The organism is Gemmatimonadota bacterium, assembly GCA_026387915.1.
Taxonomy (GTDB): domain Bacteria; phylum Gemmatimonadota; class Gemmatimonadetes; order Gemmatimonadales; family Gemmatimonadaceae; genus Fen-1231.
Genome location: JAPLKS010000005.1, coordinates 1 through 14,124 on the forward strand (window position 1 = coordinate 1; position 14,124 = coordinate 14,124).

Below are 14,124 nucleotides of genomic sequence, written 5' to 3' on the forward strand. Positions count from 1 at the left end.
GCCATTGGTCCGCACGCCGCTGCACACATCCACGCCGAACGGCCGCACCACGTCCACCGCCTCGGCCACGTTCTCCGCCCGCAGGCCGCCGGCGAGGTACACGGGGATGCCGACGGCCTGCACGATGGCGCGGCTCACCGCCCAATCGTGCGTGCGGCCGGTGCCGCCGAGCTCTTTGATTTTCGCCGCGGGATTGCCGGAGTCGAGGAGAATGGCGTCCACCTCGGCGGCGATGGATTCCGCCTCGCGAATGCTTCCCTCCCCCGTCACGTGGATCACCTGCACGAGTTGTACGTGCGGAATCAGATCGCGGAGCCGCGCGTGCGAACCCGGCACGAGCGCGTCAACGATCTGCACCGTGTTGGTGCCGGCGCGCATCACCTGTTGCGCGATGTCGTCGGCGTCGAGCCGTGAGGTGAGCAGAAACTTCTGCAGATGCGTCGGCGCAGCCGCGGCGATCTCGGCAATCAGCTCATCGGGGATCGGCCCGGGCCCGCTCGGCATCGCCGACACCAGCCCGATAGCATAGGCGCCGAGAGACGACGCGAGTTCAGCTTCGTCGAGCGACGCGATGCAGCACACTTTCATCACAGGCATTTGAACACGCTGGCGGCGCTCCCTTTGGTGAGCGAATACGTGCCGATCGTGATCGCCGAATCGGTCCGGGTGACGGTCAGCGACATGCTCGTGCCGGTAATGCGGCCGTCGTAGAGCGCGGGGAACGACGGGAGCACCTCGCCATCGCGCACGGGGCCGCCGTGTTCACGCACCCATACGCCCGACGCGCTGAAGAGGCCGTCGGACGACGGGGTGAGCGCGCCCGTGAACGCGCCGTGTGCACAGTCGAACTCGGCGGTACCGCCCTGCGCCGTGACCGTGAGCGCGATGTGCTGGCCGCCCCAGCTACCGACCGGGTCGGCGGGCGCGGTGGTGTCGCTGCAGGCGGCCGCGCCGAGGAATGCGGTGCACAGCACGGTGCGGCGGATCACCCTGTCGCGCGCTCCAGCGCCGCGGTCATCGGCCGCAGTTCGCTGCCCACGTAGCAGTGCATGCCGACGCTGGTGAGCCCCGCGCGGCGGAACGCGCTGCGATACTCGGCCGGCGACCGATGGTGCCACGCCTTGCGATCACCCTCGATCTCGTCAGCCGTGGTGTACGCCTCTAGATATGTCACGCCTCCGAGGAGCTCGGCGATGGCGCGCAGTCCGCGGGTAAGCTCGCGGGGCGGCACGTACTGTAGCACGTCGCAACACACGATAAGATCGAACGGGCCCTCGAGTCCGAGTTCATCGAGCGTGCCGAAGGTACCTGCGCGGATGTTGCGCGTGCGGCCGAAGCGCTGACGCACATACTCGCTCGAGTCAACGCCGGTGTACTGAAGCCCTCGGTGACCCGCGAGCAGCGGCGCGCGCCAGGTGCCTTCGCCGCAGCCTACATCGAGAACGGTCTTCACGGGCCGCTGGAGGAGCGCTTCGGCGATTCCGACGACCATGGCCGCCTTCCGCTTGACCGCTGCGCGCGTGGCCACGCGCGCTTTAGGGTCGCGGTACCAGCGATCGAAGTACGCTTGGTCGTAGGCTTTACCGGCTTTACCGGCTTTACCGGCTTTACCGGCTTTACCGGCTTTACCGGCTTTACCGCTCATGCGACACGCACTCCCGTGTCTGCGTGCCGCACGAGGCCCACCGACTCACGTGGCGCGAATGAAGTGGCAGCCGGCTTCCTGCGCGCGCGCCACGGCAAAGATCCCCGAGGGCTGGCGAATGACGCCTGGCACGAGCGAGGCAGCAATGAGCGTGCGCGCTTCTTCCACTGGCATATTCGCTTCTTTGGCGAGAATGCCGGCGTTGCGCATCAAGGCGAGGTTGCAGGCGAGCACAATCACGCCGCGCGCCATCAGCGCATCCAGCGCACCTTCGCGGAGGACGCTCGCGTGCTTGTCGTCGGCCTTGATGTTGATGAACGGGTTCCGCGAGGAGGTCTCCCCCGTGGTGGGGTCCTTCATTTTGCCCTTTTCGCCGAGCTTCATTTTGTCCCACATGTTGTCGTTGAGCACGACGCTCATGGCGCCGTGTCGCACGACAATCACCACAGCCATGTCGGCGTCGGTGGTCTTGTAGACGTCCGCATAACCGCGCAGATACGTGAGCGCGTTGTTCTCGGCGAGGCCGTCCGTCACCTCGGGTTGGTCGAACACCATTTTGTGCTTGGCTTTTTCCACGCGATCGACCCACGCCAAGTCCCATCCACCCTGCGGGGCCGGGTAGTCGGGAAACGAGCGCGCCTGCGCAAAGAGTTCGCCGGCCGTGAGTGTGGCGGCCAGCGCCGCAGTACCGCCGGCGACCGTGGCAATGAAGCCGCGACGATTGGTGGGGGAATCGGCGTTCGACACGACGACCTCTGGGTGGTGGGGCGCAGCGGGACCGCTCTCTCTACGAAACGAACGGCTGGATTGCTGGACGAGTGGTACGGCTTACTTATTCTGGCGGCCGAGGCTGGCGCCACATGAGGAGCGCGAGCAGCGCGGCGCCCACGGTGACACCCATGTCCGCCACGTTGAACGTCCAAAAACGCCAGCCGGACGTTCCCACATCAATAAAGTCCACGACGCCGCGGGCCGAGCGCAGACGGTCGAGCAGATTGCCAAGCGCGCCGGCGGCGATCAGCGCCAGCGCCGCGGCCTGCCAGCCGTCACGATCATCGGTTTCGCGGTACATGCGGAAAATCACGAACAGCATGACCGCGGCGATCACCGTAAAGGCGACCCGCGACGACTGGCCCAGCGAGAAATTCATCGCCGCGCCGGTGTTATACGTGAGGGTAAAGCGGAAAAACTCGCCCAGCACGGAACGTGGCACGTGCAGCGCCAAGGAGTCCTCGGCGATGCGCTTGGTCACGAAATCGGCCGCCACCCAACTGACAAACAACGGCCAGAAGGTGCGCACTCGGATGGGAAAGCGGGGAGAGTAGCTGGAGCCAGTCATGGAAGGAGTTGGCCGTACGCCGTAGCGCCGACGTTAAGTTTCGATCGTGTTCCCGACGCCATTGCCCATCGACGCGGTGCTTGCCGCCCTCAGCGAGACGCTGGTGGCCGGCACCCGTGCCGTACTCCAGGCGCCTCCGGGTGCTGGGAAAACTACTCGGGTGCCGCTCGCTCTGCTCAAGTCGCCGTGGCTGGGGGCGCAAAAGATTGTCATGCTTGAGCCCCGGCGGCTGGCAGCCCGTGCCGCCGCGCGCTTTATGGCAGCCTCGCTCGGCGAGGAGGTGGGGGGCACTGTTGGCTACCGCGTGCGCGGGGACAGCCGCGTGAGCCGTCGCACGCGCATTGAGGTGGTGACGGAGGGGGTGCTCACGCGGCTGATTCAGGACGACCCGTCGCTCGAGGGGATTGGGCTCGTGGTGTTCGATGAGTTTCACGAGCGGAATCTCGTGGCGGATCTTGGGTTGGCGCTTGCGTTGCAATCCGCAGAGTTGCTACGCCCCGACCTGCGGTTGCTCGCCATGTCGGCCACGCTCGACGGAGAAGCGGTGGCGCGACTTCTCGGCGGTGCGCCGGTGATTACGAGTCAGGGGCGTGCGTACCCCGTGGAAACGGTGTATGTGCCGCGTCGCGCGGATGTGTGGATTGAGCCAGCAATTGCGACGGTGGTGGAACGCGCGCTTGCAGCTCACGAGGGAGATGTGCTGGTATTTCTTCCGGGTGCGGCAGAAATACGTCGTACCGCCTCGGCACTCGCGGGGCGCTTACTCCCGCCGCGCACGAGCATCTACACGCTCCACGGCACCCTGCCGCTCGAGGAACAAGACCGCGCGATTGCGCCGAGCCCGCCCGGCTGCCGCAAAGTTGTGCTCGCAACGTCGGTAGCGGAAACGAGTTTGACCATCGAGGGAGTCCGCGTGGTGGTGGATAGCGGGCTCGCGCGAGTGCCACGTTTTTCGGCGCGGTCGGGCATGCAACGACTCGAGACGGTGCGCGTCTCGCAGGACTCGGCGGAACAGCGACGCGGCCGAGCCGGACGCCTGGCTGCAGGCTACTGCTATCGTCTGTGGAGCGAAGGGGAACATGCCTCGTTGCCCGAGCGGCGACCGCCTGAAATTCTCGAAGCGGACCTCGCGCCGCTCGCGCTGGAGCTTGCTGCGGCAGGAATCGACGACCCCGCGACACTCGCCTGGATAGACGCGCCGCCGGCGGGAACGTATGCACAGGCCCGCGCGCTTCTCGCGTCGCTCGGTGCGCTCGATGCCGGGTTGCGGATCACGCCGCACGGGCGGCGCATGGCGGGTGTGGGGATTCATCCGCGGCTGGCGCATCTCGTGATTCGCGGCATGGAGATGCAGTGCGGTGCCCTCGCGTGCGATGTGGCGGCACTCCTCGCCGAACGCGATCTGTTGCGCGGCGACGCGGCGCGCGGTGATCCGGACTTACGCACGCGAGTGGAACTGCTCCGCGCGCCCGGCGCGGAGCACGACGCGCGCGTGGACCGTGGCCGACTCTTTCAGATTCGTGACGAAGCGCGGCGACTGCGCGGCGAACTCGGCGTGCGCGGCGACGCAGAGGATGTCGATCGCGACGCGCGGTGCGGTGACCTCGTGGCGCTGGCGTACCCGGACCGCGTGGCGCTCTCGCGCGGCGGGCGCACGCGGTTTGTGATGCGCAATGGCCGCGGCGCCAAGGTGGACGACGCCTCACCGCTCGCGGGCGCGCCTTGCCTCGCTATTGGCGATACCGACGGCGACGGAGGTGAAGCCAAGGTGTACCGCGCGGTGCCGTTGACGCGCGAGCAACTCGAGACGCTGTTTGCCTCAGACATTGAGCGCGAAGATGTGGTGGAGATTGACGACGCCACGGGTGCCGTGCGGGCCATCACGCGCGAGCGTCTTGGCGCCCTCGTGCTGCGCGAACGCCCGCAGCGCGAACCGAATGCCGATGCGATGCGCCGCGCGATGCTGGACGCGGTGCGCCGCGCTGGCGTGGCCGCGTTGCCGTGGAGCGACGGTGCGCAACGTACGCGCGAGCGCATGGCCTTCGTGCGTACGATCCATGCGGATTGGCCAGACGTCTCCGACGACTCGCTGCTCGCCGACCTCGACCAGTGGCTCGGCACGCACCTCAACGGCGTGCGCAAGCGCGCCGACCTCGCCAAGCTCGACCTCGGTACCTTTCTGCTCGACCTCCTCGACTGGAAGCAACGGGCCGCGCTCGATTCGCTGGCGCCCACGCATCTCACGGTGCCGAGCGGGTCGCGGATTCCGGTGGATTACGCCGATCCGGAGAGCCCTGCCCTGTCTGTGCGATTGCAGGAAATGTTTGGGGCGTCGGACACGCCGCGTGTCGGGGGCGAGCGAGTGGCCGTCACACTCCATCTGCTTTCCCCTGCCCATCGGCCGGTGCAGGTGACACGGGATCTCGCTGGGTTTTGGCGCAGTTCGTATTTCGACGTGCGGAAGGATATGCGGGGGCGGTACCCGCGGCACTATTGGCCCGACGACCCGCTGCAGGCCGAGCCGACGAAGCGCGCCAAGCCGCGGTAACGGCCGCCGTTTCGCTCGTTGGCGCGCCGCCAAACCGGCGCCCGAGCGGCACCGTGCTAGATCGGTGCCGCAGGGGTGCGGGAGCCGTGTTGGAGCCGTGTCGGCAGGGCGCGTGGTGGGGTATTTTTACTCTATGGTATTCGCGCGCCCCCGGCTCCGCCTCGTATTGGCAGCGATGCTGCTCGCCAGCGCATGGCCGCAGACGGTGCGCGCGCAGCGGATTGCGTGCACCGCGCGCCATCCGATGGTGGACGCGGTGGCCATCACCGGCAATGCGCGCATTTCGACGAGCGACCTTGAGCCGGTCATCCGCACCGAGCGTACGGGGCTTTGGCGGCGCTGGTTTGGATGGAACACGGGCACCCTCACCTGCCTCGACACTATTGAGTTGCGCTCCGATGCGGCGAATATCGCCGCGTTCTATGATTCGCGCGGCTACGCCGGCACTCGGGTCCAGAGCGCCGTCACCCGACGCGGCGACAAACGCGCGCAGGTGACGTTTGTGGTGCGCGAGGGGAATGCGGTTCGTATTGACTCTGTCGTCGTGGCAGGATTGCCGGTTGAGGCGGCCGATGCCCGCGCGATTCAGCAACGCTTGCTACGGACGGTGTACGACGATTCGGTATTGAAGTTTGTGCGCGACTCGGTGCAGCAGTTGGTGAAGGAGGCGGGCTTCGCGCATGCGCGAGAGCCGCTCGACTCAAGCCGGCGCGACACGACGGCGCACCGCGGCACCGTGCACTTCGTGTTCCGCCCAGGACCGGTGACGCGCATTGGAACGATTGCCATTCGCTTCTCCGATTCCACGCGTGCCCCTGCGCTCTCGGCAGACGCTGTGCGCGCGTTGCTGCGGGTGCATAGTGGTGATCGCCTCGACTCGCGTGAAGTCGCCACGAGTCAGCGCGACCTCTACGCCACGGAGCTGTACCGCACGGTGCGTATTGACAACGTGCCTGTGGACAGCACGCACGATTCGCTGGTGGTGCAACTGGCTGAAGGAGACCGACGTCGCCTGCGCACCACGGTGGGATGGGCCACCCTCGATTGTTTTCGCGCCTCAGCACGACTGGTGGAACAGAATCTCGCCAACACGGGCAACCGTCTTGAAGTCACGGCGAAGCTGTCGAAGATCGGTATGGCGCATCCGTTCGGCGGATTCTCCGGATTGTGCGCGTCGGAAACGCGCGACGACCCGTTCAGCCGCAACCTGAACTACTACGCGGGTGCGACGCTGAATCTGCGCGGCGTGCTGGGCGCACAGTTGCGCCCGAGCCTCACGCTGTTCACGGAACGGCGCTCCGAACCCTTTGCGTATCAGCAGCAGACAGACGTCGGTGTGATTGCTGCCGTGACGCGCGAACTCGGCACGCGGCTCGTTGGCACAGCGCAGTACCAATACGTGGACGGCAAAACGGTGGCGGACCGGTCGGTGAGCTGCACGACCTTCGGGTTCTGCCGTCTCGAAGATCTCACGAGCTTTGTGCTCCCGAGTCCCGTGCATACGATTGGCGGCTCACTCGCGCGAAATCCGTTGTTGCCCACGAGCGACCCCGACCACGGGTATCGCTGGCAAGTGGAGCTGCGCTACGGGCACACGCAGATTTCGCGCATCCTTCCCCTCGACTTTGCGCACATTCAGGGCGAGGCCGCGTCATACCGAGCCCTCGGCGACAATCTCGTGCTGGCCACTCGCGTACAGGCTGGGTTTGTCTTTGCGCCGAGTGATCGTTCGGTATTGTTGCCGCCACAGGAGCGGTTTTATGCCGGCGGGCAGAACACGGTGCGCGGCTTCGGGCAGAATCAACTTGGCCCCGGTTCATACATCGTTGATTCGTATGTGACGCGCACGCTCGCCGATGGCACGGTCGTGGGTGAGGCTGGTGCAGCAAGTTCGGTGTTGCGCATTGCCCCCAGCGGCGGCAACGCCATGTGGGTGGCGAATATTGAACTGCGCGCACGGCGCGGCTGGCCCGCCGACTTGTTGCACTGGGCCGCGTTCGTCGATGCTGGGCAAGTATGGAATTCCAACGATGTGTTTAGCGTGCTCAATGCGAAGCCGCGCGTCACACCAGGACTCGGCGTGCGACTCGTGACGCCCATCGGGCCATTCCGTGTGGACGTGGGATACAATCCGTATCCGCTGGCCTCAGGTCCCGCGTTTTACGTGGTGGGTGGTGATCTCGCGAAAGGAGTACTCGGCACGGTCACCTGCGTGAGCCCCGGCACCACTGATCCGCTCCCCGGGAGCACGCATGCGGCCGCGCTGAGCTGCCCCGTGACATTTACGCCGCTCAAGCGCGGCGGACTGCTCCCGCGCCTCGCGTTCCACTTCAGCATTGGGAATGCGTTTTGACGCGCCGCGCGCGATTCCTGAAGATTGGGTTCGCTACGGCGGCATGCGTGGTCGCGTTGGCTGTTGCGATTCCACTGTTCGTGGTACGCACCACGACCGGGCGTGATTGGCTGCGTCGCACGTTGGTCGCGCAGGTCAATGCATCGCTTCAGGGGCGTGGCACCCTGCGACTGGCCCATCTCGACGGTGGGTTCGGCAGTCCGGTGGTGGCCGACTCGCTGACACTGCTCGATGCGAAGGGCGCGCTGGTGATGAAGGCGGCGCGCATTACGGTGGACGTGGATCTGTGGCGCGCTAACCTCGGAGATGCGCGCATTCGCTGGCTGTTGATTGATCATCCCGAAGCGCGGCTGGTACAGGATCGTGAAGGGCGCTGGAATATTGACCGCATTTTCGCATCGGGGCGCCCGGCAAGCACGAGTCCGTCTGCGATGCGCGTGACGCTCGACAGCGCCGAAGTGCGCGACGGTCGAGTGGAACTGGTGCAGCCCGACAGCAGCACGACGCGTGACACGCACCGTGTGTTTAGCGGGCTCTCGGTAGCGCTTGGGAGCACGCGCATCATGGATCCTGCCGTCGCGGGAGGGGATGCGCTCCTCAAACGACTGGCCGTGGTTATTGACGCCCCGCCCGTGACGCTCCCACGCGTCGCTGGGCGCGTGCGCTGGTGGAAGGACTCCCTTGCGCTCGACCTCCCTGAGTTACGCCTTGGTGTTACGCACGGCCGAATGACCGGCCGGGTGTCGTGGGCGGGCAAAGGGGACGCCCGCATTGACCTGCAGGCCACGCTCGACACGGTCGCCGTGAAGGAACTCGCGTGGATTTCTGCGTTGCTCCCAAAATCCGGTACCGGGAGCACGGAGCTACGCGTGCGGAATGCTGCGGAACGAGGCGCGCTTTCCTACGAACTCACGAAGCTCGACCTTCGCGCGTCGCAGTCGCGCCTCACCGGCGCGCTCACCGCCGTGGTGGGACGCACCGTGAGCATTCGCGATCTCGCGCTCACCGCGCAGCCGATTGACGTGGCGCTGTTGCATGAGTTGTTTGGCGAGTCGATGCCCAAGAAGCCGTGGGACGGCTTTATGGAAGGGACCGTGCGTGCGCGCGGCGGGCCGCTGAGCGCGATGGTGTTCGACACGATCGCCCTCACCTGGCATGATCGGCACGCCAAGGGCGCGATGGCGCGCATGACCATCGGCGGCGTGGTGGATGCATCGGGGCCACAGACGGTGCTCCACGATTTTACGGTGCGCTTTGCTGACATGGACACGCGCGTCGCCGGTGGGGTGACGCCCGCGGCGGACTCGCTACACGGGACGTTACGCGGCTCGTTGGTGCTCGAGGGACCGACGAACAATCTGCGTTTTCATGATCTCGTGGCGTGGCACACCGATGGCCTGCTGCAACCCTCGCGCGTGCGTGGTGCGGGACGTATTGCCTCGGACGTCACGACCCAGTGGCTCGAAGCCACGCTGAGCCTCGACACGATTGCGCCGGCAACGCTTCTCCGCGGACGCACCGAGGTTCCGCTCCGTGGCGTGCTCATGGGTACGCTCGACGTACGCGCCACGGGCGACACGGTGCAGTTAGAGAGTGCGTTGCGCGCCGGCCAGGGGCGCGCACGATTCACCGGGCGCACCGTACTCGACAGCACGCAGTTGATCCTTACCGGCAGCGTGCAGCTCTCGAACGTAGATCCGCGCGTATTGTTCGCTCGGCGCGACATCCCCGCGCTTCGCCTCGACGGCTCCGCCGCTGTGAATGTGGACGGGCCTGCGACGATGCCCGATGCCCACATCCTGCTCCACCTCGACACCACGAGCATCATTGGCGCCTCTCGCGTCCGCATGGGTACCGTGCGCGCTGGGTTCGATTCCACCGGTTTTCACGTGGACACCGCCGAGCTGCACGCTGCCGATTGGCGAGTGAGTGCACGCGGCCACCTCGCGAGACGCGGGGAGAGCGCGGACAGCATGACGCTGCGCCTCGAGTTTGCCGCCGCCGATTCCCTGCGCTCCCTCTTGCTCGACAGCCTTGGCCACGCGGTTATGGACTCGCTGCACGGCGCGCTCACGGCGGAGGGAGCGCTTGTGGGTTCGATGGAGCGCTTTCGCGTGCGCGGGACGATTGGCGTGCGTGACGCGCGGCGCGGAGAGATGGGTGTGCGCAACGTCATTGGGCGCGTATCGCTCGACCGACTCCCATCGAATGCCACGGGCGGTATCTCTCTTCTCGCTGATGTTGTCACCGTTGGCAACTTTGCGACAAACGACGTCGGACTTACCGCGACCATTGACGACGGTCGCACCGCGGCGTTTGCGGCACATGCACGCTCCGGCGACACCCTCTCCCTGGCCGTGCGCGGCACCGGCGTCCGCGACGGCGACGACACCCGTTTCACGCTCGACTCGCTCACGCTGGGGCTCGGTGACGGCCGCTGGGCGCTCGAGCGCGCGGTGCACGGCACGGTGACGCCATCGCTCTTTGCCTTGGACTCCGTAGCGCTTGCGAGCACTGCGGGGGCTCATGTGCGCGGCACGTTGCGCCTTCCTGACGCCGGCGAGGTGGCAGGATCGCTGCAACTCGCGGGAGTGGGGCTCTCGGAACTCGCCTTCACGGGTTTGATTGTGCCCGACTTAGCAGGCAGCGTGCGCGGATCGCTCCAACTCAGTGGCACGCGCGATGCGCCAAAAATGGAGTTGGTGGCGTCACTCGATTCGATCTCCGTGAACGAGCACACCGCGCCGTCTATTCGCGCGACCGTGCGGTACGCCGATCGGATGGCGCGCGTGTCCGTCAACGCGAGCACCGCCGCACACAATGCGCTCACGATTGACGGCACCGTGCCCGTCAATCTCTCCCTGCGCGCCGTGGACGACCGGCGCCCCAACGACCCATTTTCGCTACGCGTGCGTGCCGATTCACTGGCCCTCGCCGACTTTGAAGGGCTGGTGCCGCGCGCGAGTGGATTGGGCGGTGTGCTGCGAACCAACGTCGAACTGCGCGGCACCTGGAAGCAACTCAACGCCGTCGGGCCGCTCCGCATTGAGAACGGAGCCTTCGACCTCCCCCGTGTGGGGTTTGTTGCGCGCCGCCTCTCGCTCGACGCAGAGTTACAGCCGGACAGCATCACCCTCCGCCGCCTGCAGTTTGCCGACGACGATGATGGCCGCAACACCATCACCGCCGAAGGGACGCTCGTGCGCCGCAATGACCGGTGGATGGTGCGCGCCACGAGTACCGCGAGCAACTTCACCGTCGTGGACGATCCGCGCCTTGCCACTGCGGTCGCCAACTGGACGCTCTCACTCAGTGGACCGGTGCGCGAACCGACGCTCGGCGGCAACGTCTCACTCCCCCACGCGTTGTTTTTTATAGACAATCAGCGGCGCGCCCGCGTGGTGAACACTGCCGCCAGCGAAGACGCCGAGCTCGCCGTCGGCATGCCGATCATGTCAGGGTTGCGCGTGCAACTCGGCAATGACGTGCGGCTCAAGTCGCGCGAGGCGAACGTGCAACTGAGCGGCACGGTTGAGTTGGCTGGGCAGGCCAACAATCCGTACATCCTCGGTGAGATTGACGCGAGCCGCGGCACCTACCGACTCGACCTCTCGATCCTCAAGCGTACCTTCCGCGTGGACAGCGGACTCGTGCGCATTGCCGGCACCAAGGACCAGCCGGCCGCGCTCAATATTTGGACGTCGTACCTCGTGCGCTCCAACGACGAAAACGACGCGCGCGATGTGCATATCACCGCGCATCTCTCGGGTCTCTCGTCGGCGCCGCGACTCGACCTCTCGAGCGACCTCGGCAACGCCGTGGCGCAGAGCGAGATCATCAGCTATCTGGTGTTCGGCAGTCCGAGCTTCGCGCTCGACGGTCAGCAGAGCAACGCGGTTAAGACGGCAACGGCGGCACTCGTTCCCTCGCTCGGCGGTCTGCTCGAGGGCGTACTCGGCACGGTCTTCCCGTTCTTCAGCAGCCTGCAAGTGACAACGGTAGCCGGCAGTGGACCGCAAAACATTGTCACGAGCCCGCTCGATGGCTTGCTCAATAGTTTCGCGATCACCGGCGGCCGGCAGATTGGGACCGACGCATTCCTGAATCTTTCAGGCGGCGTCTGCCGCGGGAGTCGGCTCGCGTCTACGCAGAGCCCGTCGGGGTGGTTTGGCGTGGCCGCCGAATATCGGCCGCGCCTCGGACTCGGCGCGGCCGCCAGCATGGAGCCCGGCTCGAGCCCGTGCAGCGGCGTCGGGCGCTTCTCGCGAACGTATCAGGTGGGCTTTGATCTGTTCCGCGAGTTCCGCTGGAAGTAGCGGGCGCCTCGACGTCCGCTACTTCTTGGCGACCTGCTCTTCGCGCAGCAGGAACTTGGCGATCGCCCACACGAGGAAGGCGACGATCAGAAAGTCCACGGTCGCGCCGAGCACTTTGCCCATTTCGAACTTGATGCCAACCAGCTCTGGCTTCCACTCGCGCCAGTCACCGCCGGCCGCTGAGCTCGCGCGCCCGACGATTGGCATCAGCACGCCGCTCACCACGGCGGTGACGAGATCGTTGAGTTTTCCACCGATGATCACGGCAATCGCGAGACCGACCACGCCGTAGTGCTTGAGAAAACTCGTGAATTCCTTGAGCATCGTGTCCGCCTGTTTTCGAGTGTAGGGGAAGCGCAGACATAGCATCGCGAGCGGACGTTGCTGGAGCAAGGGGGGTGAACGCGCCTAGAGCGGCCAAGGCGCGCGGCTTCACCGGGTGGACCGTTAGTGGACAGGCATAGGACGCGCTGTTGTGGAGCGGCCCGTGGTAGCGTAGGTTCGCGGTATGGCGTCGCTCATTGCACTCGCGCAGTCACTCGGTCTCGCCTATGCGGGCGGCATCAGTCTGTACGCGACGATCGCGCTGCTCGGCATCTTTGAGCGCTGGGGGTGGATTGCCGCAGTGGATGGCCCTCTGGCGGCGGCACGGTCGCCGTGGGTGATTGGCGTGGCGTTCACGCTTACCGTGGTGGAGTTCGGGGCGACGTTGGTCCCTGGGATCGCGTCGGCGTGGGAGGCGGTGCACAGTCTCATTCGTCCGCCCGCCGCTGCGGCACTCGCGGTGTTGCTCGCCTGGCACGGGGACGCCACGCTCGTGCTCACCGCAGGGTTGCTTGGCGGTGCCGTTGGTCTGGCAACGCACGCCACCAAGCTTGGCGTGCGCGTGGCGATCGATACATCACCCGAGCCGGTCACGAATTTTGGTGCGTCGGTCGCCGAACTCGGGATGGTGGCGGGGATTGTGCTTTTTCTCTGGACGCATCCGTTTCTCACCTTCGCGGTGGCCGTCGCGCTGATGGTCGCGCTTCTGTTCGCGGTGCGATCGGTGTGGCGAACGATCCGGCGCGCGCTGACGGCCTGAGCCGCGCCGCCGTTAGGAGCCGAGTCCGAAGACTTCGACGAAGGTGATTTCGTTTCCGTCGGGGTCCATCACAGAAAACTCGGTAGTGCCCCACGGCTTCGCGGTCACATCGTGATCTGGTGTGATGAGCGACCGTTCGCGGTAGGCGCTGTAGAGATTCCGAATTTCCGTGACTTCGATGCGGCAAATCGCTGGGATGAGCGCGTCGGGCGACTCGGGGGTAAAGAAATGCACTTCGATCGCATCCCGGCGCACCCCGCCGTAGGAGCCCGCGTTGAAACCGAACTTGAAGTCCAGCGTATCCACGTAGAAATCGATGGCGGCCCGCACGTTGGCGACGGGAAGCATCGGGATACCGCGGGCGAAGTAGGAGGCAACGGACATAGCGGGACCGATTAGCGGGATGCGCGGAGTGACTTGGTAAGAAAGTACTGTCGGGACCCCGGCGGGAAGCCCTCGAGGGTGCCAAAGACGCGGTACCCGAGCTTCTCGTAGAAGGGGCGCGCCTGATCCCCGAAGGTGTCGAGGGAGGCGTCGGTGGCGCCGTGCTCGATGGCAAAGGCCTCGGCGGCGGCCATGAGGCAGCGTCCTGCCCCGCTCCCCCGGAGCGGCTCGCTCACCCACAACTTGGCCACGTACAGCCATTTCCACTTTACATGCCCCGACAGCCCAGCCACGACGGCCCCCGAGCCGTCTCGAAGAAAGACGTGCACCGGCTGCTCGTCCGGCTCCCCAACTTGAGAGACATTGTAGGCTCTTAGTCCGGTGAAAACCGCCTGAATATCCGCTGCGGAGGCCGATGGCTCTACCGAGAGGGTGGGCTCCTGTGGCTGGCTGGG

12 protein-coding genes are annotated in these 14,124 nt (G+C 66.0%); 4 read left to right on the plus strand and 8 right to left on the minus strand.

Annotated features, from left to right (window positions below; genetic code table 11):
* The 5 genes from NTZ43_01085 to lspA form a co-directional block, all read right to left on the minus strand.
* Window positions 1–597 (minus strand): phosphoribosylanthranilate isomerase (locus NTZ43_01085; protein ID MCX5765804.1); only part of this gene is annotated, 597 nt, incomplete at its 3' end.
* The gene (locus tag NTZ43_01090) at window positions 588–989 is read right to left on the minus strand and encodes a hypothetical protein (GenBank protein MCX5765805.1); all 402 of its coding nucleotides are present in this window, start codon (window positions 987–989) and stop codon (window positions 588–590) included. The genes NTZ43_01085 and NTZ43_01090, both read right to left, overlap by 10 nt.
* Entirely contained in the window at window positions 986–1,645 is a 660-nt protein-coding gene (locus tag NTZ43_01095; protein MCX5765806.1) for a class I SAM-dependent methyltransferase, read from the minus strand. The genes NTZ43_01090 and NTZ43_01095 overlap by 4 nt, the downstream gene beginning before the upstream one ends.
* A 45-nt stretch (window positions 1,646–1,690) precedes the next feature.
* Window positions 1,691–2,392: a hypothetical protein gene (locus NTZ43_01100; protein ID MCX5765807.1), complete on the minus strand. Its 702-nt coding sequence runs from the start codon at window positions 2,390–2,392 to the stop codon at window positions 1,691–1,693.
* 85 nt (window positions 2,393–2,477) lie between these two features.
* Window positions 2,478–2,984, minus strand: a complete 507-nt coding sequence (gene lspA, locus NTZ43_01105) for a signal peptidase II (GenBank protein MCX5765808.1) — start codon at window positions 2,982–2,984, stop codon at window positions 2,478–2,480.
* A gap of 46 nt (window positions 2,985–3,030) precedes the next feature.
* Between lspA and hrpB the strand changes: the two genes are divergently transcribed.
* From hrpB to NTZ43_01120, 3 genes are all read left to right on the plus strand, one after another.
* Window positions 3,031–5,532: an ATP-dependent helicase HrpB gene (gene hrpB / locus NTZ43_01110; protein ID MCX5765809.1), complete on the plus strand. Its 2,502-nt coding sequence runs from the start codon at window positions 3,031–3,033 to the stop codon at window positions 5,530–5,532.
* Between the two features lie 133 nt (window positions 5,533–5,665).
* Window positions 5,666–7,885, plus strand: coding sequence for a BamA/TamA family outer membrane protein (locus tag NTZ43_01115; protein ID MCX5765810.1), 2,220 nt, complete (start codon window positions 5,666–5,668; stop codon window positions 7,883–7,885).
* Entirely contained in the window at window positions 7,882–12,201 is a 4,320-nt protein-coding gene (locus tag NTZ43_01120) for a translocation/assembly module TamB domain-containing protein (GenBank protein MCX5765811.1), read from the plus strand. The genes NTZ43_01115 and NTZ43_01120 overlap by 4 nt, the downstream gene beginning before the upstream one ends.
* A gap of 18 nt (window positions 12,202–12,219) precedes the next feature.
* On the opposite strand, the gene NTZ43_01125 is transcribed toward NTZ43_01120, so the two are convergent.
* Window positions 12,220–12,525, minus strand: a complete 306-nt coding sequence (locus NTZ43_01125) for an MscL family protein (protein MCX5765812.1) — start codon at window positions 12,523–12,525, stop codon at window positions 12,220–12,222.
* 184 nt (window positions 12,526–12,709) lie between these two features.
* Here NTZ43_01125 and NTZ43_01130 point away from each other — a divergent pair, with 184 nt between their 5' ends.
* Window positions 12,710–13,285 (plus strand): DUF4126 domain-containing protein, encoded by a 576-nt coding sequence (locus tag NTZ43_01130; GenBank protein MCX5765813.1) that lies wholly within the window; start codon window positions 12,710–12,712, stop codon window positions 13,283–13,285.
* 12 nt (window positions 13,286–13,297) lie between these two features.
* On the opposite strand, the gene NTZ43_01135 is transcribed toward NTZ43_01130, so the two are convergent.
* Both NTZ43_01135 and NTZ43_01140 read right to left on the minus strand, forming a co-directional pair.
* Window positions 13,298–13,669, minus strand: coding sequence for a VOC family protein (locus NTZ43_01135; GenBank protein MCX5765814.1), 372 nt, complete (start codon window positions 13,667–13,669; stop codon window positions 13,298–13,300).
* Window positions 13,670–13,680: 11 nt separating this feature from the next.
* On the minus strand, window positions 13,681–13,998 hold the full coding sequence (locus NTZ43_01140) for a GNAT family N-acetyltransferase (GenBank protein ID MCX5765815.1): 318 nt from the start codon (window positions 13,996–13,998) through the stop codon (window positions 13,681–13,683).
* Window positions 13,999–14,124: the final 126 nt, after the last annotated feature.